Genomic DNA, 25,763 nt, shown 5'->3' with positions numbered 1-25,763 from the left:
GGATCCGACGCCATGACCCCAGTTGATTCTGTTTCAGTGACGCAAGCGCCGTTCGGCATCCTGCCCGATGGCCAGCCCGTCAGCGTATTTACCCTGAGGAACCGCCAGGGCATGCAAGTCAAAGTGCTCGACTTTGGCGCCATCATCAGCGCAATCCATGTGCCTGACCGCGACGGCCACTTTGCCGACGTGGTGCTGGGATTCGAGCGCATCGAGCCGTATCTGCACAACGGCGCTTTCCTGGGCGCCGTCATCGGCCGCTACGGCAACCGCATCGCGCAGGGACGTTTCAGTCTCGATGGCAAGGATTACCAGCTGGCCGTCAACAATGCGCCGAATCACTTGCATGGCGGCAACCAGGGCTTTCACCAGGTGATGTGGCAAGCCGCGCCGTTCACGAACGATGACGCCGTGGGCATCACGTTCACGCGCAGCAGCCCGCACGGCGAAGATGGCTATCCGGGCAAGCTCGACGTGACGCTGACCTATGAACTGGATGACGACAACGCCCTGAGCCTGCGCTACCACGCCGTGACGGACCAGGCCACGCCGATCAACCTGACCAACCACAGCTATTTCAACCTGGCGGGGCAGGGCAGTATCCTTGGCCATGAGGTGACGATCAACGCGGACCGCTACCTGCCCGTCGATGCGGGATCGATACCCACGGGCGAACTGGCGGACGTGTCCGGCACGCCGTTCGACTTGCGCCAGAGTACCGTCATTGGCGACAGCATCGATGTGCCGCATGAACAGCTGCGCATCGGGCGCGGTTACGACCATAACTTTGTGCTCAATCAACAGCCGGAGCAAAGGCTGAAGCTGGCCGCCATGGTGCGCGAGCCCGTTTCGGGGCGGGTGATGCAGGTGTACACGCAGGAGCCCGGTGTGCAGTTTTATTCGGGCAATTTCCTCGACGGCAGCCAGCACGGCAAGCTGCGCGCCCACAGTTATCGCGGCGCGCTGTGCCTGGAAACCCAGCATTTCCCGGATTCGCCGAACCAGTCCCACTTCCCCAGCACCATCTTGCGTCCGGGTCAGGTGTATCAGACGGAAACGGTATATCGGTTTTCCGCAGAATAATCGTTTAACCCCAAACGAAATCTGGGGTCGTACTGAGCTAGCCCGGATTTGATGGAGGGTCACTAATTTGAGAAAATAGTGACATCCAAAGGAATCCATCATGACCAAGAAGCCATCGCTTGCCGTATCAGACGCTGTTCCCGCTACGCAAGTGCGGCGGGAACGCACCGTTTTCTCCAGGCAGTTCAAACTCACTGCTGTAGAGCGCATGCAGGAACCTGGCTGCAGCCCGGCCGCCTTGGCGCTGGAACTGGGCATCCGCCGCAATCAGCTGTACAAGTGGGCTGCCGCGCTCAAGCAAGCTGGCGAACTGCCGGCGCCGAAAGTGGTAACGCCTGTCTCGACCACGGATCTGGCCAAAGAGAATGTCCGTTTAAAGCGTGCACTGCAGGCTTCGCTGGAGGAGAACGCCATCTTAAAAAAGCTCGATGCGTACTTAACGCGGCGTTAAAGCACAAGTACGCTTTCATTACCGCGCACCAAGCCGAGTTTCGGCTCGCCGCGATGTGCCGGGTACTGCAGGTCAGTCCCAGCAGTTATTATGCGGCCGCGAAACGGTTGCCCAGCTTGCATGACACTGTCGATCTGGCGCTGCGCGAGGACATCAAGCGCCTCCATGCAGAACATCGCTGTGCGCCGGGCGCGGTCAAGACCTGGCGGCTGTTGCATGCGCAGGGAATCATCTGCGGCAAGCACCGCGTGGCACGCCTGCGCAAGCTCGATGGCATTACGTCGATGCGCCGGCAGCGCTTTCGTGTCATGCAGACACATCAACACACCGAGCCTCCAGCGCCTGATTTGTTGCAACGGAAGTTCAATGTTGCCGCGCCCAATACGGCCTGGGTGGGCGATATCACGTCGATACGTACGCGTGAAGGATGGCTGCATCTGGCCATCGTGCTCGACCTGTTTGCACGCCGGGTGGTGGGATGGTCGATGGATACGTCGCAGCCTGCCATGCTACCCATCGCGGCCTTGAGGATGGCCATTGCGCAGCGCAAGCCGCCTGCCAATCTGATCTGTCATACCGATCAGGGCAGTGTGTACGGATCGGCGGCCTATCGCAGCGTGCTGCAGGAACATCAGTTGCGGCCCAGCATGAGCCGGCGTGGTAACTGCCACGATAACGCCGTGGCCGAGAGCTTCTTCTCGCAGCTGAAAAACGAAATCACGCACAATACGACGTATGCCACACGCGAAGAGGCCAAGGCTGCTATCGTCGATTACATCGAGGTGTATTACAATCGGATGCGCTTGCATCAAAGCTTGAAATACCGCACCCCAATCGAGGTTGAGGTGCATTACGCATCGATTAAAAATCCCCCGCACCGCGAGGGAGTGACTCTCCATTAAAACCGGGACACCTCATACCCTCAGGGTACGACCCCAGCCTTTGCTGGGGTAACGCGGACTGAAAACCTTCCACGCCCTGCCGCCATGCGCCCGCAGGGCGTTTTCATTGGCGCATGCTGATACCGTTTTCGATATCGGAACGCATTAAAAATTGATTGGAAAGGCATGGCAGGATTCTTTAGTATTCCAACATCGCTGCCCGGGCCGACGACCTTAGATCCGGCATGGCACAACCAGGAGAATGGCATGTCTGAGACAAAAAAGAAGGTGGCCCTGCGCTCGGCCGAGTGGTTCGGCTCGCAGGACAAGAATGGCTTCATGTACCGCAGCTGGATGAAAAACCAGGGCATACCTGACCACGAATTTCATGGCAAGCCCATCATCGGCATCTGCAATACCTGGTCCGAACTGACCCCCTGCAATGCGCATTTCCGCCAGCTGGCCGAACACGTCAAGCGCGGTATCCTGGAAGCGGGCGGTTTCCCCGTGGAATTCCCCGTCTTCTCGAACGGCGAATCGAATCTGCGCCCGACCGCCATGCTGACGCGCAACCTGGCGTCGATGGACGTGGAAGAATCGATCCGCGGCAACCCGATGGACGCCGTCGTGCTGCTGGTCGGCTGCGACAAGACCACGCCAGCGCTGCTGATGGGTGCGGCCAGCGTCGACATTCCCACCATCGTCGTCAGCGGCGGCCCCATGCTGAACGGCAAACTCAACGGCAAGGACATCGGTTCCGGCACGGCCGTGTGGCAGTTGCACGAGCAGATGAAGGCCGGATCGATCACCTTGCACCAGTTCATGTCGGCCGAATCGGGCATGTCGCGCTCGGCCGGCACCTGCAACACCATGGGCACGGCTTCGACCATGGCCAGCATGGCTGAAGCGCTGGGCACGTCCCTGCCGCACAACGCGGCCATCCCTGCCGTCGATTCGCGCCGCTACGTGCTGGCGCACATGTCGGGCATCCGCATCGTTGAAATGGTGCATGAAGACCTGCGCCTGTCGAAAGTGCTGACGCGCGAGGCGTTTGAAAACGCCATCAAGGTCAACGCCGCCATCGGCGGTTCGACCAATGCCGTGATCCACCTGAAAGCGATCGCCGGGCGCATCGGCGTGCCGCTGGAGCTGGAAGACTGGACCAAGGTAGGCCGCGGCACGCCGACCATCGTCGACTTGCTGCCGTCGGGCCGTTTCCTGATGGAAGAGTTTTACTACGCGGGCGGCTTGCCGGCCGTGATACGCCGCCTGGGTGAAGGCGATTTGCTGCCGCACAAGAATGCGCTGACCGTCAATGGCAAGTCGATCTGGGACAACTGCGTCGAAGCGCCGATCTACAACGATGAAGTGGTGCGCACCCTGGACAACCCGCTGCTGGCCGATGGCGGCATTTGCGTGTTGCGCGGCAACCTGGCGCCACGCGGCGCCGTCCTGAAGCCGTCGGCCGCCTCGCCGCATCTGATGCAGCACCGTGGCAAGGCCGTCGTCTTCGAAGACTTTGAACATTACAAATCGCGCATCCTCGATCCGGACCTCGATGTCGACGCCGATTCCGTGCTGGTGATGAAGAACTGCGGCCCGAAAGGCTATCCGGGCATGGCCGAAGTGGGCAACATGGGCTTGCCGCCGAAGCTGCTGGCGCAGGGCATCACCGACATGGTGCGCATCTCGGATGCACGCATGAGCGGCACCGCCTACGGCACCGTCGTGCTGCACGTGGCGCCGGAAGCCATGGCCGGTGGCCCGCTGGGCATTGTGAAAGATGGCGACATGATCTCCCTCGATTGCCACGCCGGCAGCCTGAACATCGACATCAGCGACGTGGAAATCGCCGAGCGCCTGGCGAAGCGCGAACTGGGCAGCGCGCCCGGACCGAAGAGCGGCTACCAGCAGCTGTACATCGAACACGTGTTGCAAGCCGACGAAGGCTGCGATTTCGACTTCCTGGTCGGCAATCGCGGTTCCGCCGTGCCGCGCCACTCACATTAAGCGGAGACCATTATGCTGTTGCTGCAATTTATGAATGAACATGGCGGCCGCCTCGTCGGCCTGCTGCAAGACGACGTCATCCGCGTCATCGAAGGCTACAACACGACGTATGCGCTGGCGCAAGACGCCATCCGCAAGAAGGTCAGCCTGGCCGAGCTGGTCAACGCCACCGTCGGCAACACCACGCATGCCTATGCGGACGTGGCCGCTGCCGGGCGTGTGTTGCCTCCGCTCGACCACGCCGATGAAGCGCACTGCTACGTGACGGGCACGGGCCTGACCCACCTGGGCAGCGCCGGTGCACGTGACGCCATGCACAAAAAGATCGGCGGCGATGCCGATTCCCTGAGCGACTCGATGAAAATGTTCCGCCTGGGTGTGGAGGGCGGCAAGCCGGCCGATGGCACGGCCGGCGCCCAGCCCGAGTGGTTCTATAAAGGCGACGGCTCCATCGTGCGCGCCAGCGGCCAGCCGCTGCGCATGCCGGATTTCGCCCTCGATGGCGGCGAAGAGCCGGAAATCGCCGGCCTGTACGTGATCGGCGACGATGGCCAGCCGTACCGGGTCGGCTACGCCATCGGCAATGAATTCTCGGACCATGTGACGGAACGCCAGAACTATCTGTACCTGGCCCATTCGAAGCTGCGCATGTGCAGCGTGGGACCGGCCCTGCTGGTGGGCGAATTGCCCGCGCACATCGCTGGCGCTTCGCGCGTGCTCGATGCGGCCGGCAAGGTGCGCTGGGAAAAGGCCTTTGTCAGCGGCGAAGACAATATGTCGCACACGATTGCCAACCTGGAACACCATCACTTCAAGTATCCGCTGTTCAAGCGCCCTGGCGACGTGCACGTGCACTTCTTCGGCACGGCCACCCTGAGCTTTGCCGATGGCGTGAGCGTGGCGCCGGGCGAAATCTTTGAAATCGAAGCGCCGGCCTTTGGCCCTGCCTTGCGCAACCGCCTCGACGTTTTCCCAACCGAATTTGCGAAAGTGAGCACATTATGAGTTTCAATATCACCGGTGATGCATTGATCGGCGGCGTCGCCGTCAAGGGCAATGGCGGCTCCTTCGAAGCGTGGGACCCGGCCGCGCGCGCGCACATCGCGCCCGCCTTCCACATGGTTGACGTAGCGCAAATCGACGCGGCTTGCCGCCTGGCGCAAGCCGCGTTCGACCCCTTCCGCGCCACCAGCGATGCGCAGCGTGCCGATTTCCTCGACACCATCGCCGCGCAAATCGGCGAATTGGGCGACGACTTGATCGTGCGCGCCATGACGGAAAGCGGCTTGCCGCGCGCGCGCCTGGAAGGCGAACGTGGCCGCACGGTGGGGCAGTTAAAACTGTTCGCTGGCTTGCTGCGCGAAGGCTCGTGGACCGATGCGCGCATCGATTCGGCTTTGCCCGAGCGCACGCCGCCGCGTCCTGACTTGCGCTTGCGCATGATCGGCCTGGGCCCCGTCGCCGTGTTTGCGGCCAGTAACTTCCCGCTGGCCTTCTCGGTGGCTGGCGGCGATACGGCCTCGGCCCTGGCTGCCGGCTGCCCTGTCGTGCTGAAAGCCCACTCGGCCCACCCTGGCACGTCGGAACTGGTGGCGCGCGCCATCGTCAAAGCCATCGCGATTTGCCAGCTGCCGGCAGGCGTGTTCGCCTTGCTGACAGGCACGGGTAATGGCATCGGCCAGGCCCTGGTGGCCCATCCGGCCATCCAGGCTGTCGGTTTTACGGGTTCGCGTTCGGGCGGCATCGCCCTGATGAAGGTGGCGGCGGAACGTGCGCAACCGATACCCGTGTATGCGGAAATGAGCAGCATCAACCCCGTGTTCGTGCTGCCGCAAGCCTTGGCCGCCCGTGGCGCAGCCATTGCCAGCGGCTTTGCCGCTTCGCTGACGATGGGCGTGGGCCAGTTCTGCACCAATCCCGGCCTCGTGCTGGGCCTGGAAGGCGCTGACTTTACGGCGTTTGCCGCCGCCGCCGCCGAAGCACTGGCGCCGGCCCCGGCCGCCACCATGTTGACGGCCGGCATCGCCAGCAGCTATGCGAAGGGCGTCGCCGCGCTGGCGCAGCATGCCGACGTGACACCGCTGGTGCATAACACGGGCGAGGAAGGCAAGGGCGCCGCCGCCCTGTTCGTCACCTCGGGCGAGGCGTTTTTGGCCAGGCACGATCTGCGCGACGAAGTCTTCGGTCCCGCCTCGCTGCTGGTGGCCTGCCGTGACATGCAACAGTTGCTGGCGATCACGGAAAGCCTGGAAGGCCAGCTGACGGCCACCTTGCAGATGGATGCCGGCGACGTGGCAGATGCGCGCCGTTTGCTGCCCGTGCTGGAGCGCCGCGTGGGCCGCATCCTGGCCAACGGTTTCCCGACGGGCGTGGAAGTGTCGACGGCCATGGTGCACGGCGGCCCGTTCCCGGCCACGTCGGACGGCCGCAGCACCTCGGTCGGCACGGCGGCCATCAACCGCTTCCTGCGTCCCGTGTCTTACCAGAACCTGCCGCAAGACTTGCTGCCGGAGTCGCTGCGCGATGATAATCCGCTCAGTATCTGGCGCCGTCACGATGGCGTGCTGGGCAAACGTTAATTACAAAAAATAAAAAATACACAGGCGGAGACAAAATGAAGCAATTGGCGAAATATGGCAGCTTGCAGGGCAAGCGCGTGTTCATCACGGGTGGCGGCAGCGGCATCGGCGAATCTTTGGTGGCGGAGTTTGCCGCCCAGGGCGCGCTGGTGGCGTTTGTCGACATTGCCGTGGAAGCGAGCGAGGCCTTGTGCCGCCGCCTGGCCGAAGCGGGCCTGACGGCGCCCTTGTTCCGCCATTGCGACATCACGGATATTGCATCGCTGCAAGCCGTCATGGCGGAACTGGCGCAGAAGCTGGGCGACTTCGATATCCTCGTCAACAATGCCGCCAACGACCAGCGCCACCAGGCGCAGGACGTCACCCTGGAATACTGGAACGAGCGCATTGCGATCAATCAGCGTCCCATGTTCTTTACGTGCCAGGCCGTCTTCGAGGGCATGAAGCGCCAGGGCGGCGGTTCCATCATCAACGTCAGCTCGATTTCCTGGCACATGAAGTCGGGCGGCTACCCTGTGTATGCCACCACCAAGGCGGCCGTCGTGGGCCTGACGCGGGGCCTGGCGCGCGATTATGGCGCCCACAATATTCGCGTCAACACGGTTACGCCGGGCTGGGTCATGACGCAGCGCCAGATCGACCTGTGGGTCGACGAGGCGGCGGAAGCGGAAATCAAGAAAAGCCAATGCTTGCCAAGCAAGCTGATGCCACAGGACATCGCCGCCATGGTGCTGTTCCTTGCATCGGACGACGGCGCGATGTGTTCCAGTCAGGAATTCATCGTCGATGCCGGCTGGATATAAGCCTTAGCGCATCGTTTAATTCGTGCCGGCACTGACCGGCAACTCCGATCTTGAAACACCGCTCTTGCCGCCCCAACCCCGCGGCAGGAGAGGCATCGCCATTCCATCGCCGGGTTGACCCCGGCCCTTGCTTTTCACTCAAAAACAGGAGACAGCATGAAATTCATCCATACCAGCATCGTGGCCTTGAGCCTCGTCGCCGGCAGCGCCTTTGCCGCGTCCGTCAGTGTCACCATCGACGTGGCCAGGCCCGGTCCCGTGATCAACAAGAACGTCTACGGCCAGTTCGCCGAGCACCTGGGGACCGGTATTTACGAAGGCATGTGGGTGGGGCCGGAGTCCAGCATTCCCAACACCAAAGGCTGGCGCAACGACGTGCTGGGCGCGCTGAAACAGTTGCACGTGCCGCTGGTGCGCTGGCCGGGCGGCTGCTTTGCCGATGAATACCACTGGAAGGACGGCATCGGCGCGCGCGCGCAGCGTCCGACCAAGGTCAACACCAACTGGGGTGGTGTGGAAGAGTCGAATGCCGTCGGCACGCATGAATTCTTCGACCTGGCGGAATTGCTGGGGGCGCAAACCTATATCAACGGCAACCTCGGTTCCGGCACGCCGCAGGAAATGTCCGAGTGGCTCGAATACATGACCTCGGACAGCAAGTCGACCCTGGCCGAGCTGCGCCGCAAGAATGGCCGCGCGCAGCCGTACAAGGTCGATTACTTTGGCATTGGCAACGAAGCCTGGGGTTGCGGCGGCAATATGCGCCCGCAGTACTACGCCGACCTGTACAAGCACTATCACACCTTCATGAAGACGCCGGAAAGCGCGCGCCCGAAATTCATCGCCAGCGGCGGCAATGACGACGACATCAGCTGGTCCGGCACGCTGAGCCGCGAGATCAAGCCGAACATGATGGATGCCATCAGTTTCCACTACTACACGGTGCCGACCGGCGTGTGGGAAAAGAAGGGCGCGGCCACGGGCTTTGGTGAAAATGAGTGGATTTCCACCTTGAGCCGCACCCTGCGCATCGATAGCTTGATCAAGAACAATCTCGCCGCCATCGACAAGAACGATCCCTCGAAAAAGACGGGCTTGTACGTCGACGAATGGGGTACCTGGTACGACGTGGAGCCGGGCACCAACACGGGCTTCTTGTTCCAGCAAAACAGCTTGCGCGATGCGCTCGTCGCGGCCCTGAATTTCAATATTTTCCACCAACACGCGGACCGCGTGCGCATGACGAATATCGCGCAAATGGTCAACGTGCTGCAAGCGATGATCATCACGGACAAGGACAAATATTTCCTTACCCCCACGTATCATGCATTTGAAATGTACGTGCCGTTCCAGGACGCCACCTCGCTGCCGGTGGCCATCGCTGGCAATGGCAAATACAGCCTGGGCAAGGTCAGCATTCCCGAAGTGAGCGCCTCGGCCGCGCGCGCCAAGGATGGCAAGGTGTACTTGTCGCTGGTCAACACGAACCCGCACAAGGCCGTCGACGTGAGCGTGGCGCTGGCAGGCAAGCAAGTGGCCAGCGTGACGGGCCGTGTGCTGACCGCCGGCAAGATGGATGCCGTCAACAGCTTTGCGCAACCGCAAGCCGTGCAACCGGTGGCGTTCAATGCCAAGGCACAAGGCGGCAAGCTGACCGTGTCGGTGCCGGCCAAGGCCGTGGTGGTGGTGGCCGTCGAATAAACGCCTGGCTTCCTGCTGTCTACTCTGTGCCGGTGCGGGAGCTTTCCCGCGCCGGCCAGCCGCATCGTGCTGCACGTTGTAGAGAAAGTATTCCATGAACAGAAGAGAAGCTGTGCTGGCGCTGGGTAGCGCCATGGCCCTGGCCGCCTGTGGCGGTGGTTCGTCCGATAGCGCGCCTGTCGTCTCCGTCACGCCGCCCGTGGTGCCGCCGGTCGTCCCTCCCGCTGTCGTTCCACCAGTACAAGGCGCCATCACTTTTAGCAATGCCTCCGTGCACGACCCGTCCGTGATCAAGGTGGCCGGCACCTATTATGTGTTCGGCTCGCACCTGGCGGCTGCCAAATCCACCGACTTGATGAACTGGACGAAGATGGCCGACGGCGTCAATGCCAGCAACCCCCTGTTCAACAATGTCGTCACCAGCCTGGCCGACACCTTTGCCTGGTCCCAAGTGACGGGCCTGTGGGCGCCCGACGTGATCGCGCTCGACAATGGCAAGTTCGCCATGTACTACAACAGCTGCAAGGGCGATTCGCCCCGTTCCGCCATGGGCCTGGCCCTGGCGGACAAAGTGGAAGGCCCATATGTCAATCAGAAGATTTTCCTGAAATCGGGCATGTGGGGCCAGATCAGCGAGGATGGCGTGACTATCTACGATGCGCTGACGCAACCGAACGTGGTCGACCCGAACACCTTCCGCGACGCTGCCGGCAAGCTGTGGATGACCTACGGTTCGTATTCGGGCGGCATCTTCATCCTCGCCATGGACCCGGCCACGGGCTTGCCTGTCGCGGGGCAGGGCTATGGCAAGCACGTGATCGGCGGCAACCATAGCCGCATCGAGGGCGCCTACGTGCTGTACAGCCCGCAAACGCAGTATTACTACCTGTTTACGTCGTTTGGCGGCCTGGATGCCAACGGCGCCTACAATATGCGCGTGGCCCGTTCGCGCGCGCCGGACGGCCCGTACGTGGATGGCAAGGGCAACGATATGCGCCAGGTCAAGTCCAACCCCGCCTTGCCCCTGTTCGACGACGCCAGCATCGCACCCTTTGGCCAGAAGCTGATGGGCAACCATCAATTCGCGCTGACCGCTGGCGAGACGGGCACGCCGCTGGGATATGTGTCGCCAGGACACAATTCGGCGGTATACGATGCCGCCACGCAGCAGTATTTCCTGATCTTCCATACGCGCTTCCCGAACACGGGCGAGTTGCACGAGATCCGCGTGCACGAATTGTTCATGAATGGCGATGGCTGGCTGGTGGCGGCGCCATTCCGTTATGTCCCATTGAGTCGCAGCGCCACGCCGCTGGCGGCGCAAGTGGTGGCAGCGGACGTGGTGGGCAGCTATCAATTGGTCAATCATGGCAAGGATATTTCCACGGTGCTCAAGCTGTCGCAATCCATCAATTTGCTGGCGGACGGCACCATCACGGGCGCGCAGGTGGGGAGCTGGATACACCAGGGCAACAATCTGATCGCCATTACCCTGGTGTCCGGCGGCCTGTTCCATGGCGTGCTGTCGCGCCAGTGGAATGGCAATGCCGGCACCTTTGTCGTCACGTTCACGGTGCAGTCCGCCGATGGCGTGTCGCTGTGGGGCGCCCGCACGGGCAACTAACAAGTCAAAGTCAAAGGAAAACAATGATGCAAACGCTCAAGCGCGGCCTGGCCGCTGTTACCGCCACCTTGCTGGCGCTGTCCTGCCATGCCGCGCAAGTGAGCGTGCACGACCCCGTGATGGCGAAGGAAGGCGATACGTATTATCTGTACAGCACGGGCCCCGGCATCACCTTCTACAGTTCGAAAAACATGGTCGACTGGCAGCCGGAAGGGCGCGTCTTTGCGGGCCAGCCCACGTGGGCCAAGACAGCCGCTCCCAGCTTTGACGACCATATCTGGGCGCCCGACGTGCAATTTCACGACGGAAAATACTACCTGTATTACTCGGTTTCCGGCTTCGGCAAGAACACGTCCGGCATCGGCGTGACTGTCAATACCACCTTGAATCCCCGCTCGCCCGACTACCGCTGGGTCGACCAGGGCATGTTGCTGCAATCGGTGCCCGAGCGCGACGAGTGGAATGCCATCGATTCGAACATCATCACCGATGCCAAGGGCACGCCGTGGATGTCGTTCGGCTCGTTCTGGAACGGCATCAAGCTGGTGAAACTCAATGCGGACTGGAAAACTATTGCGGAACCGCAAGAGTGGCACTCGCTGGCGCGCCGGGCACCGCTGCCGCCACGCGCGGGCGAGTTCAAGCCCGCGCCCGAGGAAATCGAGGCGCCGTTCATCTTCCAGCGCGGCAAGGATTACTTCCTCTTCGTTTCCTGGGGCTTGTGCTGCCAGAAGGAAAAAAGCACGTATCACCTGGCAGTGGGGCGTTCTAAAAGTGTGACGGGGCCTTATCTGGACAAGAACGGGCGCGACATGGCGCAGGGCGGCGGCACGGTGGTGCTGCAGGGCGACAAGGATTGGCAGGGCCTGGGCCACAATAGCGCGTACACGTTTGACGGCAAGGATTACCTGGTGCTGCATGCGTATGAGACGGCGGACAATTATTTGCAGAAGCTCAAGATCCTGCCCATGACGTGGGACAAGGAGGGCTGGCCGCAGGTCGATGCACGCGACTTGAACCGCTATCACAGCCGCGAGCTGCCGGCCGCCAAACCCTGAGGGCGCGCCATGAAAAAGACCTTGTTGACGCTGGCGCTGGCCGCCGGCGGCCTTGTCACGCCGCTACTCCCTGCGGCTGAACTGTTTCCCCTCTCGTCCGTACGCTTGAAAGCGGGACCGTTTCTCGATGCGCAAACGACGGACTTGCATTATTTGCTGGCTTTCGAACCGGACAAATTGCTGGCGCCATTTCGCCGCGAAGCGGGCTTGCCGCAGATCCAGCCCAGCTATGGCAACTGGGAGTCGACGGGGCTCGATGGCCACATGGGCGGGCATTACCTGTCCGCGCTGGCCCTGATGGTGGCGTCCACGGGCGACGCGCAGGCGCGCGAACGCCTCGACTACCTGCTGGCGGAATTGAAGAAATGCCAGGACGCCAACGGTAATGGCTACCTGGGCGGCATCCCCGACGGCAATGCCGCCTGGCAAGCCATCGCCAAGGGAAAACTGCAGGCCGACACCTTCTCCGTCAATGGTCGTTGGGTGCCGTGGTACAACCTGCACAAGGTGTTCGCCGGCTTGCGCGACGCCTACCAGTACGCCGCCAATCTTGAAGCGAAAACCATGCTGATCGCCTTGTCGGACTGGGCCGTGAATCTGTCGGTCTCGCTTACCGATGCACAGATGCAGGCGATGCTGCGCGCCGAGCACGGCGGCATGAATGAAGTGCTGGCCGACGTCTACGCCATGACGGGCGAGCAGAAATACATGGACCTGGCCGTGCGCTTTTCGCACCAGGCCATCCTGCAGCCTCTGGCGCAGCAGCAGGACAAGCTGACGGGCTTGCATGCGAATACGCAAATCCCGAAAGTCATCGGCTTCGAGCGTATCGGTGCATTGACGGGCAGGCGCGACTGGCAGCAGGCGGCGCAATTCTTTTGGCAAACCGTACATGACAAGCGCACGGTGGCCATCGGCGGCAATAGCGTCAAGGAACATTTTCACGACGAGCACGACTTTTCCTCGATGGTGGAAGAGGTCGAAGGGCCGGAAACGTGCAATACCTACAATATGCTCAAGCTCACCGGGCAACTGTTCCGCCGCGATGAGCAGGTGCGCTACGCGGATTACTACGAGCGCGCCCTGTACAACCATATTTTGTCGTCGCAGCGCCCCGGCACGGGCGGTTTTGTGTATTTCACGCCCATGCGCCCGAATCACTACCGCGTGTATTCGCAGGTGGACAAGGGCATGTGGTGCTGCGTGGGTTCCGGCATCGAGAGCCAGGCCAAATATGGCGAGTTCATCTACGCGCATGAAGGTGACGCCCTGTACGTGAACCTGTTCATGGCCTCCACGCTCGATTGGAAAGAGCAGGGTGTCAGGATCATCCAGAGCACGCAATTCCCCGACCAGGACACGACGCGCATCACCGTGCAGGGAAATAAGACGTTCAGCATGAAGATCCGCTACCCGCAGTGGGTAGCCAAAGGCAAGCTGCGCCTGAAGCTCAATGGCAAGGCCATGCGCGTGAACGGCGCCCCCGGCGAATACGTGACGATCACGCGCGCCTGGAAAGTGGGCGACACCGTGGACGTGACCCTGCCGATGACGACGCGCCTGGAGCAGATGCCGGACCAGTCGAATTACTATGCCGTGCTGCATGGCCCCATCGTGCTGGCCGCCAAGACGCAGCCGTTCGCGAATGAACAACTGAACTATTTTGCCGACGATTCGCGCATGGGCCATATCGCTCAGGGGCAAGTCTGTCCGCTGGAATCGTCGCCGCTGTTCGTCAGCGATGAGAAGGATTTCATGCGGAGAATCCGCCCCGTGAACGGCCAGCCGCTGACGTTCACGGCGCCCGGGCTGATCCAGGGCAAGGATGCGGCGAAGATAAAACTGATCCCGTTCTTCCGCCTGCATGACTCTCGCTACATGCTGTACTGGCCCGTATCCACGACCGCCAGCCTGGCGCAGCTGCAGGAAACCACCCGGCAAGCCGAGGCGCAGCGCCTGGCGCTCGATGCGCTCACCATCGACCAGGTGGCGCCCGGACAACAGCAGCCCGAGTCCGACCACAACTTCCAGGCCGAGGGGGGAGAAAACGGCGTCAACAAGGGCAGGCACTGGCGCCATGCCACGGGCTGGTTCAGCTATGAACTGAGCGACCCGCAAGGTGCAGCGGCGATATTGCGCCTGACTCTGTCCACCCTGGACGCGGGCCGCGTCTTCGACGTCTTGATCAACGGCTTCAAGGTCGAGACCATCGCCGTGGCGGCCGATGCGCCGCAAGAGCTGCATACGGTGGATGTGGCCTTGCCTGCCGAGCTGGTCAAAGCGGCCAAGGGCAAATTGCGCGTGAAATTTGTCGCCGGCAAGAATTCCGTGGCGGGCGGCCTGTACGGGCTGCGCCTGCTGCGCTGACGGGAGGCAGGACGCTAGGCGACCATCCGGTGATACGCAAATCGGTATCGCAAGCGAAAAAGAATTGATTGGATGGCTATGTTGCTTTCTCCTACCATGGGTTCATAAAAAACCGCCCATCCTGCATCCGGCTGTGATGGTATTCCAAAAAAAACTGGAGACAAGAATGAAATTGACACGCCGCACACTCCTCGCCAGCGCCATGTTGTTGGCACTGTCCGCTACTTCTTCCGCCTTCGCCGCCAAGCCCCTCGTCATGGGCTTTTCGCAGGTAGGCGCCGAGAGCGAATGGCGCACCGCCAATACCGTCTCCATCAAGGAGGCCGCCAAGAAAGATGGCGTCACCCTGAAATTTGCCGATGCCCAGCAAAAGCAGGAAAACCAAGTCAAGGCCCTGCGCTCGTTCATCGCGCAAAAAGTCGATGTGATCGCCTTTTCGCCCGTGGTGGAATCGGGCTGGGATACCGTCTTGCGCGAAGCCAAGGCCGCCAAGATTCCCGTCATTCTGACGGACCGCGCCGTCAACGTTGCCGATAAATCGCTGTACGTCACCTTCATCGGTTCCGACTTCGTGGAAGAGGGCCGCCGCGCGGGCCAATGGCTGCTCGAGCACGCCAAGAAAACCCCGGATGCCACCCTGAACATCGTCGAGCTGCAAGGCACGGTCGGTTCCGCGCCCGCCATCGACCGCAAGGCGGGCTTCCTGGAAGTGGTGGGCAAGAATCCGAAGATGAAGATCATCCGTTCGCAAACGGGCGACTTTACGCGCGCCAAGGGCAAGGAAGTGATGGAAGCGTTCCTGAAAGCCGAAGGCAAGAAGATCAACGTGCTGTACGCGCACAATGACGACATGGCCATCGGCGCCATCCAGGCCATCGAAGAAGCGGGCATGAAGCCGGGCAAGGACATCATCATCATCTCGATCGATGGCGTGAAAGGCGCGTTCGAAGCGATGATCGCTGGCAAGCTGAACGTCACCGTGGAATGCAGCCCGCTGCTGGGCCCGCAACTGATGTCCATCGCCCGCGATGTGGTGGCCGGTAAACCCGTGCCAGCGCGCATCACGACGGTGGAAGGCGTGTTCCCTGCCGAGGTGGCCGCCAAGGAATTTCCGAACCGTAAGTACTAAGCTTGCCGCATGATGAAGACGCAAGCGCATCACACGGCCGCGCCAGCTCCCTTGCTGGAGTTGCGCGGCATCAGTAAAGCCTTCCCCGGCGTCAAAGCCCTCAGCGATGTTGCCCTGCGCCTGTATCCGGGCGAAGTGCACACCTTGATGGGACAAAACGGCGCCGGAAAGTCGACCCTGATCAAGGTGCTGACGGGCGTCTACACGCCCGACAGCGGCCAGATCCTGTTTGACGGCAAGCCCATCGCCCCCGCCTCCACCTCGGACGCGCAGGCGCTGGGCATCAGCACCGTGTACCAGGAAGTCAATCTGTGCCCGAACCTGTCGGTGGCGGAAAACATTTTTATCGGCCGCTACCCGCGCCGTTTCGGCATCATCGACTGGCGTTCCATGCAGCAACAGGCGCGTGCCTTGCTGCAGCAATTGCAGATCGATATCGATGTCACGGCGCAATTGTCCAGCTTTCCGCTGGCGATCCAGCAAATGGTGGCCATTTCGCGCGCGCTGAATATTTCGGCCCGCGTGCTGATCCTCGACGAACCTACGTCCAGCCTCGATGAGGCGGAAGTCAATCTGCTGTTTTTCGTGCTGCGCCGCCTGCGCGAGCAGGGCATGGCGATTCTGTTCGTCACCCACTTTCTCGACCAGACCTACGCCATCTCCGACCGCATCACCGTCATGCGCAATGGCGAGCGCGAAGGGGAATATGCGTGCAGCGAACTGTCGCGCCTGGCGCTGGTGAACAAGATGATCGGCGTGGCGGCCGACACGCAGGAACAGGCATTGGATCTGGCGCACGAAGCGGACGCGGCCAGCTTTGGCCCGACTGTGCTCGAAGCGCAAGGACTGGGCCGCAAGGGTGCCTTGCTGCCCATGGATTTCCACATCCGCCAGGGTGAATTGCTGGGCCTGGCCGGCTTGCTGGGGTCCGGTCGCACGGAACTGGCGCGCTTGCTGTTCGGCGCCGACAAGGCCGATTCCGGCTCCATCACCATGCAAGGCCAGCCGTGCCAGTTCCACGTGCCGCGCGACGCGATTGCGCGCGATATCGGCTTTTGCTCGGAAGACCGCAAGCACGAGGGCGCGATTTTGTCGCTGTCCGTGCGCGAAAACATTATTTTAGCCTTGCAAGCCCGCACGGGTTTGCTGCGCGCCATCCCGTTCAAACGCCAGCAGGCGCTGGCCGATGAGTACGTCAAGGCGCTGGGCATCAAGACGGCCAGTATCGAAACGCCGATCGGCAGCTTGTCCGGCGGCAATCAGCAAAAGGCCTTGCTGGCGCGCTGGCTGGTGACCTCGCCCGCCATGCTGATCCTGGACGAACCCACGCGCGGCATCGACGTGCGCGCCAAGCAGGAAATCATGAGTTATGTGAGCAAACTGTGCCGCAAGGGCATGGCGATTTTGTTCATCTCGTCCGAATTGCCGGAAGTGCTGCGCTGCAGCGACCGTATTCTGGTCATGCGCGACCGCAAGGCTTGCGGCGACTATGCGCGCGGCGAGCTCGATGACAGTTCCGTGCTGCAAGTGATCGCCGGAGACGCCACATGAGTTTATCCACACCCTCCAGCGTGCCCTTGGCGCGCCCGGCTTTTTTTACGGGGAATACCGTCTTGCATCACCCTTTGAGCAGGCCCCTGGCCGCGCTGTTCTTGCTGCTGCTGGTCGACTTCTTCGCCATCCCCGGCTTTTTCCATCTGGAAGTGCGCGACGGTCACCTGTACGGCAGCGTGATCGACATCGTCAACCGCGCGGCGCCCTTGATGCTGGCGGCGCTGGGCATGACCCTGGTGATCGCCACGCGCGGCATTGATATTTCCGTGGGCGCCGTCGTGGCCCTGTCCGGCACCGTGGCCGCCATGCTGATCGGCGGCACCATGGTGATGGACAACGGCGTGCCGACCTACGTGAGCAATATCCCCATGGGCTGGGCCCTGGCGGCCGCCCTGGGCGCGGCCCTGCTGTGCGGCGCCTGGAATGGCGTGCTGGTGGCCGGTCTTGGCTTGCAGCCCATCGTCGCGACATTGATACTGATGGTGGCGGGGCGCGGCCTGGCGCAACTGCTGACGGATGGCCAGATCGTCACCGTCTACTATCAGCCTTACTTCTTCATCGGCAGCGGTTATTTGTTCGGCTTGCCGTTTTCGCTGTTCCTCGTCGCTGCCGTGTTCATTATCACGGCCGTGCTGATGCGGAAAACCGCTTTGGGCCTGTTCATCCAGGCCGTCGGCATCAACCCCGTCGCCGCGCGCCTGGCCGGCATCAGGACGGCGACCTTGATCTTTTTCGTCTATGTGTTTTGCGCCGCCTGCGCGGGCCTGTCGGGGTTGATGATCAGCTCGAACATCAAGAGCGCGGACGCCAACAATGCGGGCCTGATGCTGGAACTCGATGCCATCCTGGCCGTCACTCTGGGCGGGACGTCTCTGGCGGGCGGCAAGTTCAGCTTAGTCGGCAGCATGATCGGCGCGCTCATCATCCAGACCCTGACCTACACGATCTATTCGCTGGGCGTGCCGCCCGAGGTGAACATGGTCGTCAAGTCGGTCGTCGTGTTCCTCGTCTGCCTGTCGCAATCGTCGGAATTCAAGCAATTGCTGCATCGGAGAAAAGCATGAAGGGCTTGCTGCACACCCCGTATTTCACCTCGCTCGTCACCGTGCTGTTGCTGGTGGTGATGCTGGGCCTGGGCGGCGCCGCCTATCCGGGCCTGCTGTCGACGCAAGTGATCTTTAACCTGTTGATCGATAACGCCTTTTTGCTGGTGATCGCCGTCGGCATGACTTTCGTGATCGTTTCCGGCGGCATCGATCTGTCGGTCGGCTCCGTGCTGGCCCTGTCGACCATGATCGCCGCCTGGCTGCTCAACGTGGCGCACTGGCCCCCAATCTTGGTGATCGTCACCGTGCTGGCGCTGGGCGCCGTGTTTGGCGCTAGCATGGGCGCGCTGATCCATTATTTCAAGTTGCAGCCCTTCATCGTGACCCTGGCCGGCATGTTTCTGGCGCGGGGGCTGTGCTACTTGATCAGCATCAATTCCATCACCATCGACGATCCGCTGTTCGTGGCCATGTCGCAGACGCAGCTGCAATTTCTCGGTGGTTTTGTTTCACCGGGCGTGGTGATCGCCGTGCTGACCTTGCTGCTGGCCATCTGGCTGGCGCACGCCACGCCGTTCGGCCGTGCCGTGTATGCGATTGGCGGCAATGAACAGTCGGCCCTGATGATGGGCTTGCCAGTAGGCCGCACCAAGGTGTTCATTTACGCCTTCAGCGGCTTTTGCGCCGCGCTCGGTGGCGTGCTGTTTTCGTTCTACATGCTGTCCGGCTATGGCTTGCATGCGCAAGGCACGGAACTGGACGCGATCGCCGCCGTCGTCATCGGCGGCACCTTGCTCAGCGGCGGCTACGGCTACGTGGCCGGTGCGCTGTCGGGCGTGCTGGTGCTCGGCACCATCCAGACCCTGATCGCCTTTGACGGCACGCTCAGCTCGTGGTGGACCAAGATCGTCATCGGCGGCTTGCTGTTTGTCTTTTGCGTCGTGCAAAGACTGATGGCCATGGGCCAGAAACATACCAACGGGAGTTAATTGATGTTGAAGAAGAATAAACGTGCCGCAGCCATCGGCATGGCGGTGGCGCTCGCCTGTATTGCAGTCAATGCGCCGGCGGCCAATCCCATCGTGAAAAACATCTACACGGGCGATCCGGCCGCGCTGGTCGACAATGGCAGGGTGTATTTGTACGTCGGCCACGATGAAGCGAGCGCCACGGACACGGATTACCGCATGAACGAGTGGCGCGTGTATTCCTCGTGCGACATGGCGAACTGGACGGACCACGGCTCGCCCGTGCGCTTTTCCACGTTTGCCTGGGCCGGCAAGGATGCGTGGGCGGGCGACATCGTCAAGCGCGGCAGCAAATACTATTTTTACTCGACCGTCGATCATAAAACCATCGCCGGCAAGGCCATCGGCGTGGCCGTCTCCGACAGCCCGACCGGTCCGTTCGTCGATGCGCGCGGCAGCGCCCTGATCACGAACGACATGACGAAACAGACAGCGATCCTGTGGGACGACATCGACCCGGCTGTTTTCATCGACACGGATGGTCAGGCCTACCTTTACTGGGGCAACACGGTCTTGAAATACGCCAAGCTGAAAGCCAACATGACGGAGCTCGATGGCCCGATTCTGACCTTCGGCATGGATGCGTTCACGGAAGCGGCGTATATGCACCAGCATGCGGGCACCTACTATTTGTCGTACTCGCGCAACTTCCCGGAAGAAACGGCGTATTCGACGGGGCCGACACCGACGGGTCCCTGGCATTTCCGCGGCGCCATCATGGACAAGAATGCCGTGGTGAAAACCATCCACCAGGCCATCATCGAATTTAACGGCAAGTCCTATATCTTCTATCACAACGATAAGTTGCCCGGCGGTGGAGAATACCGGCGTTCCGTGGCCGTGGAAGAGCTGAAATACAAGGCCGATGGCACGATAGAATTCATCCATCAAACGGCTGGCCCGGCAGCCAATCCCAGCGCCGCCTGCAAGGCATTGTGAACGCAGTTTGACGACGCTCAAAAAGGAGACATACCGATATCTGGAATATCGATATTGAGTTAAAACTGATATCGATCATGATATGATTTATTCATGGATACCCTCAACCCCAACTGGTTCTTGCGAGCCCGCCTGAAGACGCGGCAATTGCTGCTGTTGATCGCCCTTGACGAGCAGCGCAACATCCACCGCGCGGCGGAAGAATTGCACATGACGCAGCCGGCCGCGTCCAAGCAAATCAAGGACCTGGAAGAGATGCTCGACGTGCGCCTGTTCGACAGGTTGCCGCGCGGCATGGAGCCGACCATCTACGGCGAAACGATGATACGCCACGCGCGTATGGCCCTGACGAGCCTGTCGCTGGCGCATGACGACATCGTCGCCCTGAAGTCGGGCTTGACGGGCCAGGTGGAGGTTGGCGTCATCATGACGCCGGCCATGGCCTTGCTGCCCCGCGCGATTGCGCGCATCAAGCAGCAGGCGCCGCTGATGCGCATCGGCGTGCACCTGGAGCACAGCAATACCTTGATGGACATGCTGCAGCATGGCACCCTCGATTTCATGATCGGGCGCATCCTGGAAAAGGAAAGCAGCGCGGGACTCATCTACGAAGAGTTGACGGAAGAGCCAGCCAGCGCCGTGGCGCGCAATGGCCACCCGCTGCTGTCGCGCAAGAATTTGCAATTGAAGGACCTGGCGGGTCAGCCGTGGATCTTGCCGCCGCAAGGCAGCATCCTGCGCCACCGCTTCGACATGATGTTCCGCCGCGCCAGCCTGGAGCCGCCCGTCGACGTCGTCGACACCACCGCCTTGCTGCTGATCACCTCCCTGCTGCAGCAGACGGATTCGCTGCACGTGATGCCGACGGAAGTGGCGCACTACTACGAATCGTTGAACGTGCTGAGCATTTTGCCCATCGAGCTGCCATGCAAGATGGATGCCTTCGGCATCATCCGCCAGCAGGATCATTTGCTGTCGCCGGGGGCGGATATGTTACTGAAAGCTGTGCGGGCCACGGCGGCGGATATGTATTAAACCCAACGGCAAATGCTGGGGTCGTACCCTCAGGGTACGACCCCGGATCTTGCTTTTGGGGTTCAATCGGGGACTTCAAAGAAAAACAGCTGCACCAACCGCCCATTTTCTGGCGTGTCGCCAAACACATTGCTGATCGAGTGAAAGTAGTGGCCCTTGTAGACGATCAATCGGTTGTGGTGCATCGGCACTTCCAGCAGCGCTTGCCAACTGTCGCGCTGTTCCTGCAAGTCGTTGAATTTCTGCACTTTACTGTTCGGCAGCCAGCGTTTCTGGAAATCCTTGAAGCTGGCATAGCCGCCCGCTTTGACGTCCGCCTCGGGCAAGCGCCGGTACCAGCCGCTGGGCTGGTGGCGCCAGAACGTGGTGCCTCCCTGGCACTGCTCGGGCGGGTTTAGATACAGCACGCCCGCATAGAAATTGAAATTGTTGCCCGTCTCATTGTCCACGTGGATATCCGTGCGCGCCATGGCGTCCGCATAGCTGAGGCGATACGAGCCATTGTCGGGCGAAATGAAACGGATGGGGCGGCCCAGCGCCGTGGCGATGCGCTCCATGATGGCCTGGCTGGGCTGGCCCGCCGTCTGGCTGCCTGGATAGTTCTGGCCCGCATAGCGCTGCTGCTCGAATGGCAGAGCCAGCGCCTGGGCGCGCCAGGCGGCGGGGTCAGGCAGGAAATCGTCGAGGATATGCAAATCCGTTTCGCGCAGGAAGTCCTGCAGCGCTGGCGCGACGTTGAGCGGTGTCAGCGTTTCCGCCTGTTCCGCTTGCGGACTGGCAAAGCCGATGCGGCACGTGTGCGCCAGCGCCGGATGCAGCGCCAGCGCTTGCGCGTAACGCTCCAGCGCCAGATCCTGCTGTCCCGTGCGGTAGTACAGCTCGGCCAGGCCCTGCAGGGTTTGCCAGCGCTGCGGGCGCAGGGCGTGGGCGCGTTCCAGTTCGGCGATGGTCTCCGCCAGCCGTTGTTTCCCCAGCAGCAATTCCGCATGAAGAATGGCGAAATCGTGCTCGTGCGGCGCCAGCCGCGCCGCCGTGGCGTAGCTGGCCAGCGCCGCCTCGTTGTCTGTACCGCGCAGCACGTTGCCGAGGTTGTAGTGGAACAGGGCGTTGTCGGGCTGTTGCTTGAGCGACAGTTTTAACAGGCCCAGGCCGATCGTGCCCTGGCCCAGCTCCAGCATGGCCAGGCCCTGGAAATGCTGCGCTTCGGCCAGGGCCGGGTCTTGTTGATACGCGGCCTGGTAAGCGTTGATCGCCTCGATCAGCTTGCCTTGCTGCTGCAGTTGCCGGCCCTTGGCCAGCTGTTGTTCCGCCAGTGTCTGTTCGCCCATGTCACTATCCCGATGCAATGTGGCGAACAGTGTAACCGAGGCTGTTCTACAGCGCCTGGCTGACGGGAATTTCTTCCCCGTTCAGCTTGATCGCCACTTTGACGATCTGCGCCTTGACCTGGTTGCTGGCCATGTCCGCTTCCTGGGCGTAGGCATACACGACGATGGCGAAGTCCTTGTAGCCGCTGCGCGCCGCCTCGATCTTGCGCGCCGCCTCCTGGTCCACTTTCAGCAAGGAATAACCGTCGCCATTCGTGAACGCCAGCTTGTAGTCGCCGTTGTCATACATGTAGTAATACGTGCCCGCGTCGGCGAACTTGGCGGGGAAGGCGGCCTTGTCCATGGCGTACGGCGACAGCGCGCCCTGGCCATTGATCTGGTAGCGCAGGTAGCGTTTCGTTTTGGCCTCATTGACCTTGGCGTCGATCTGCGGTTTCAGCGCGTCGAGCACTTCCTGCTTGCGGAAGGCATCATTGCTGCCCGCATATTCGCGCGAAATGCGTTGCGCCACGGCCGCATAGTCGGGCGGCACGCCGGACAGGGCGATGTAGCTGTACATCAACTGGTTGCCGCTGGTGATGTCGATATAGCTGGCGCTTGGCGTGGCCGGATCCGCTTGTGGCAGGCTGGCGGCGGCCGCCTTAACTTGCGCCTTGGCGGCCAGGTCGGCGACATTCGCGGCGACGGGGGCGGAGGCGACGGGTGTGGCGTTATCCGTCTTGCCGCAGGCGGACAGGATCACGGCGATGGCGAGCAGGGCGGGGAGGGTACGGTTCATGATATTTCCTTGAGTGAATGTGTGAGGTGGCTTAGCCGATGGTTTTACGTTTGTATTCGCCGATGCCGTACGCGGCCAGGACGATGGAAGACGCCAGCACCAGGTAAAAGCCGATGCCGAACGACAAGCCTTGCCACACTTGCCCCAGCATTTCGCTGGCCATCTGCTCGGCCATGCGGGCCGCGCGGCTGCCCATGATGCCGCCCATGGCGTTACCTGCCTCGCTGACGGCGCCCTTGATCTTGACGAACAGCAAGCTGCTGTGGATGACGACGAACAGCAGCGGCGCGCACTTGCCCAGTGCCGCTTTCGGGCTATTGCTGGCCATGGTGGCGCAGCATCCGGCAATGGCCAGCAGGAAGAAAAACTGTGCGGAAGTAAAACCGCCGCCGCCATCGCGGGCAAAGCTTTCCAGGCTGTCGGCGGACAGGCCCAGCAGCTGCCAGTAAGTGCGCGAGACGGAGGCGAACAGGCGGATGCCGATGGTGTTGAAGATAAAGGCGCCGGCGATCAGGATGCCCAGGCTGGCCAGCACCTTGATGCCCAGCGCCGAGACGGCCTGGCGCCACAGTTGCTGGCCCTTGTCGCGCGCCAGTTTCGCCGCGATGGCCATGTCTTCCTGTGCCAGTTGCTGCGTTGCCACGGCGCTGACGGTGGCGAGGCTGCCGGCGTCATCGAAGCGCACGTCGACGACGGCGTTGATGGCGGGCGCCACGTCGGAACGCCAGTGCGTGGCCACGTCGAACGCATGTTGAATGCCGCCCACGCTGACGGAACCTTGTCCGCTCGGTTGGTAGGCGAGGATGCGGCCCCGTTGGCCGGTGGTAATGGTTGCTGCTGGGCTCGATGCTTGCATGGGATTTCCCTGGTCACTGTCATGCTGTATTGCATGTACCCACGGATAACGGGGGTAGTTCAGGGAAATCCAAAATTATTTGAAACTATTTTTTTGGCGGCTGTAACACGTCTTTGGCGGCGCCCTGGTAATCCTTCATCAAGCCCATGAAGGCATCCTGCAAATGCCGGGCCGCATCCTGTGGCGGTGCGCCCGTGCGCCGCGCCAGGTCGAATTTATACGCGTGCGCGGCCGTGTAGCCCGCCTGCGAGGCGGCGTCCAGCAGCACGCCGGCGCGTTTTAATGAGGCGGGATCGCCCTTGACCATCAGCAATTCGGCCAGATAGGTCTGGGCAATCGGGAAATCCTTGGCGGCCGCCTTTTCCAGCCACTGCATGCCCGCCTTCGGCTGTTTGACGCCGGCATCGCCGCCGCCGATGCCGTAGCCGAGGGCCGTCAGCGCCACCAGATCGCCGCCGCGTGCGCGCTTTTCCAGCTGCTGGCGGGGAAACGGCCGTGCCGCGATCTGCATGCGGATTTCATAGTTGATATCTTGCAAAACATTACCTGGCCACACCTTGGCGCCGGATGCGGCCGGCTTTTCCACCGCTGGCGCTGGCGCCGGGACCGGTGCGCGCACGCCGCCCTGGCCTTGCGCGCCGGCCAGCACGCCTGGCGTTGCCTGGCCGACACCCTTGCCGCTGCCCATGTTCAGCACCAGGCGCGCCGACGTTTCGCCAAACGACACGCGGGGCTTTTGCACGTCGTGCGTCATGGCGGCCACCCGCGCCGCCACTTGCGAGAACACGTCGCCCATCGGCAAACCCGGCGCATCGAGCGCATCGAGCAGGGCGCTCGTGTACGGGCTGTTGCGCGAATCGGGCGACCAGAAATCGCGTGCCAGGGCGCCGGGACCGGCCGAATAGGCGATCACCACGCCGCGTGGCGCTTGCGTGTCGGCAAAGCCGAGGCTGGCCGCATTGCCGCCGCCGGGAAGCACCACGGCGCCGCCGCGCGTATATTCCTGGCGGCAAGCGTCGAGGATCAGCACGGCGCCGCGCGCGCCCGTGCGCTGCAAATCGCCTGCCAGGCTGGAAACGGACACGCCCTGGGCGGCGATGGCAGCCGCACTGAGCGCATTCATGTTGGCGCCCAGCGGCAGCACATAGTTCGCTTCGCCCGCCTGCGCGCCGTGGCCCGCGTAAAACACGAGGGCGATATCGGCGCCGCGCGCCTGCGTGGAAAACTCGGCCGACGCCTTTTGCAGCTGCTGCGCATTGATGTCCGTGCGCAACAGCACTTCAAAGCCCAGGCGGCGCAGGCGCTCGGCCATGGCGCGCGCATCGTTCACGGGATTCAATAGAGGCTGCGGATAGGCCGCATTGCCGATCACCAGGGCGATGCGCTTGCCGGGAGCCGCTGGCACAGCGGCGTGCGCCACATTGCTGCCCAGTAAAAAGAACAGACTGAAAAACAGGGGAATCAGGCGATGCATGGGTTTCTCGGGAATTGTCGTGAAAGTAACAAAAGTTAG

General features: G+C 61.9%; 21 protein-coding genes. 17 read left to right on the top strand and 4 right to left on the bottom strand.

Annotation, left to right across the window (positions count from 1 at the left end):
- Positions 1 to 12 precede the first annotated feature (12 nt).
- The 17 genes from CLU93_RS10840 (at position 13) to CLU93_RS10760 (ending at position 21,288) form a co-directional block, all read left to right on the top strand.
- Positions 13 to 1,083, top strand: a complete 1,071-nt coding sequence (locus CLU93_RS10840; protein WP_099761069.1) for an aldose epimerase family protein — start codon at positions 13 to 15, stop codon at positions 1,081 to 1,083.
- 100 nt (positions 1,084 to 1,183) lie between these two features.
- Positions 1,184 to 1,534: a transposase gene (locus tag CLU93_RS10835; protein WP_099759988.1), complete on the top strand. Its 351-nt coding sequence runs from the start codon at positions 1,184 to 1,186 to the stop codon at positions 1,532 to 1,534.
- Positions 1,535 to 1,551: 17 nt separating this feature from the next.
- Positions 1,552 to 2,436: an IS3 family transposase gene (locus tag CLU93_RS10830; protein ID WP_243420400.1), complete on the top strand. Its 885-nt coding sequence runs from the start codon at positions 1,552 to 1,554 to the stop codon at positions 2,434 to 2,436.
- Positions 2,437 to 2,682: 246 nt separating this feature from the next.
- Positions 2,683 to 4,425 (top strand): IlvD/Edd family dehydratase, encoded by a 1,743-nt coding sequence (locus tag CLU93_RS10825; protein WP_099761068.1) that lies wholly within the window; start codon positions 2,683 to 2,685, stop codon positions 4,423 to 4,425.
- Positions 4,426 to 4,437: 12 nt separating this feature from the next.
- Entirely contained in the window at positions 4,438 to 5,430 is a 993-nt protein-coding gene (araD1, locus tag CLU93_RS10820) for an AraD1 family protein (RefSeq protein WP_099761067.1), read from the top strand.
- Entirely contained in the window at positions 5,427 to 7,004 is a 1,578-nt protein-coding gene (locus CLU93_RS10815; RefSeq protein ID WP_099761066.1) for an aldehyde dehydrogenase (NADP(+)), read from the top strand. Before araD1 ends, CLU93_RS10815 begins: the two co-directional genes overlap by 4 nt.
- Before the next feature lie 35 nt (positions 7,005 to 7,039).
- On the top strand, positions 7,040 to 7,807 hold the full coding sequence (locus CLU93_RS10810) for an SDR family NAD(P)-dependent oxidoreductase (RefSeq protein ID WP_099761065.1): 768 nt from the start codon (positions 7,040 to 7,042) through the stop codon (positions 7,805 to 7,807).
- A gap of 156 nt (positions 7,808 to 7,963) precedes the next feature.
- Positions 7,964 to 9,508, top strand: coding sequence for an alpha-N-arabinofuranosidase (locus tag CLU93_RS10805; RefSeq protein ID WP_099761064.1), 1,545 nt, complete (start codon positions 7,964 to 7,966; stop codon positions 9,506 to 9,508).
- Between the two features lie 94 nt (positions 9,509 to 9,602).
- Entirely contained in the window at positions 9,603 to 11,132 is a 1,530-nt protein-coding gene (locus tag CLU93_RS10800; protein WP_257224930.1) for a glycoside hydrolase family 43 protein, read from the top strand.
- Positions 11,133 to 11,155: 23 nt separating this feature from the next.
- Complete coding sequence (locus CLU93_RS10795) at positions 11,156 to 12,190, top strand: arabinan endo-1,5-alpha-L-arabinosidase (RefSeq protein ID WP_099761063.1); 1,035 nt, start codon at positions 11,156 to 11,158, stop codon at positions 12,188 to 12,190.
- 9 nt (positions 12,191 to 12,199) lie between these two features.
- Entirely contained in the window at positions 12,200 to 14,557 is a 2,358-nt protein-coding gene (locus CLU93_RS10790) for a glycoside hydrolase family 127 protein (protein ID WP_099761062.1), read from the top strand.
- Between the two features lie 166 nt (positions 14,558 to 14,723).
- A complete protein-coding gene (locus CLU93_RS10785) occupies positions 14,724 to 15,686 on the top strand; it encodes an ABC transporter substrate-binding protein (protein ID WP_099761061.1) in 963 nt (320 codons plus the stop codon).
- 9 nt (positions 15,687 to 15,695) lie between these two features.
- Positions 15,696 to 17,237: a sugar ABC transporter ATP-binding protein gene (locus CLU93_RS10780; protein WP_257224929.1), complete on the top strand. Its 1,542-nt coding sequence runs from the start codon at positions 15,696 to 15,698 to the stop codon at positions 17,235 to 17,237.
- Positions 17,234 to 18,304, top strand: coding sequence for an ABC transporter permease (locus CLU93_RS10775; protein ID WP_099761060.1), 1,071 nt, complete (start codon positions 17,234 to 17,236; stop codon positions 18,302 to 18,304). The genes CLU93_RS10780 and CLU93_RS10775 overlap by 4 nt, the downstream gene beginning before the upstream one ends.
- Entirely contained in the window at positions 18,301 to 19,275 is a 975-nt protein-coding gene (gene yjfF, locus CLU93_RS10770) for a galactofuranose ABC transporter, permease protein YjfF (protein WP_099761059.1), read from the top strand. Before CLU93_RS10775 ends, yjfF begins: the two co-directional genes overlap by 4 nt.
- 3 nt (positions 19,276 to 19,278) lie before the next feature.
- Positions 19,279 to 20,253: a glycoside hydrolase family 43 protein gene (locus CLU93_RS10765; protein ID WP_099761058.1), complete on the top strand. Its 975-nt coding sequence runs from the start codon at positions 19,279 to 19,281 to the stop codon at positions 20,251 to 20,253.
- Between the two features lie 93 nt (positions 20,254 to 20,346).
- Positions 20,347 to 21,288, top strand: a complete 942-nt coding sequence (locus CLU93_RS10760; RefSeq protein ID WP_035823672.1) for a LysR family transcriptional regulator — start codon at positions 20,347 to 20,349, stop codon at positions 21,286 to 21,288.
- A 62-nt stretch (positions 21,289 to 21,350) separates the two neighbouring features.
- Here the strand turns inward: CLU93_RS10760 and CLU93_RS10755 are convergent, their stop codons facing one another.
- The 4 genes from CLU93_RS10755 to CLU93_RS10740 all read right to left on the bottom strand — a co-directional run bounded on the left by CLU93_RS10755 (position 21,351) and on the right by CLU93_RS10740 (position 25,724).
- The gene (locus CLU93_RS10755; protein WP_099761057.1) at positions 21,351 to 22,616 is read right to left on the bottom strand and encodes a DUF6445 family protein; all 1,266 of its coding nucleotides are present in this window, start codon (positions 22,614 to 22,616) and stop codon (positions 21,351 to 21,353) included.
- A 46-nt stretch (positions 22,617 to 22,662) separates the two neighbouring features.
- Positions 22,663 to 23,394 carry a hypothetical protein gene (locus tag CLU93_RS10750; RefSeq protein ID WP_099761056.1) on the bottom strand — a complete coding sequence of 244 codons (732 nt, stop codon included), beginning with the start codon at positions 23,392 to 23,394 and terminating at the stop codon, positions 22,663 to 22,665.
- Between the two features lie 31 nt (positions 23,395 to 23,425).
- Positions 23,426 to 24,250, bottom strand: a complete 825-nt coding sequence (locus CLU93_RS10745; RefSeq protein WP_099761055.1) for a hypothetical protein — start codon at positions 24,248 to 24,250, stop codon at positions 23,426 to 23,428.
- A gap of 85 nt (positions 24,251 to 24,335) precedes the next feature.
- Positions 24,336 to 25,724, bottom strand: coding sequence for a caspase family protein (locus CLU93_RS10740; protein ID WP_099761054.1), 1,389 nt, complete (start codon positions 25,722 to 25,724; stop codon positions 24,336 to 24,338).
- Positions 25,725 to 25,763: the final 39 nt, after the last annotated feature.

It is taken from the genome of Janthinobacterium sp. 35 (assembly GCF_002754575.1).
Taxonomy (GTDB): domain Bacteria; phylum Pseudomonadota; class Gammaproteobacteria; order Burkholderiales; family Burkholderiaceae_D; genus Janthinobacterium; species Janthinobacterium tructae.
The sequence above is the reverse complement of the archived record's forward strand: the minus strand, read 5'-3'. Positions and strand labels throughout refer to the sequence as shown.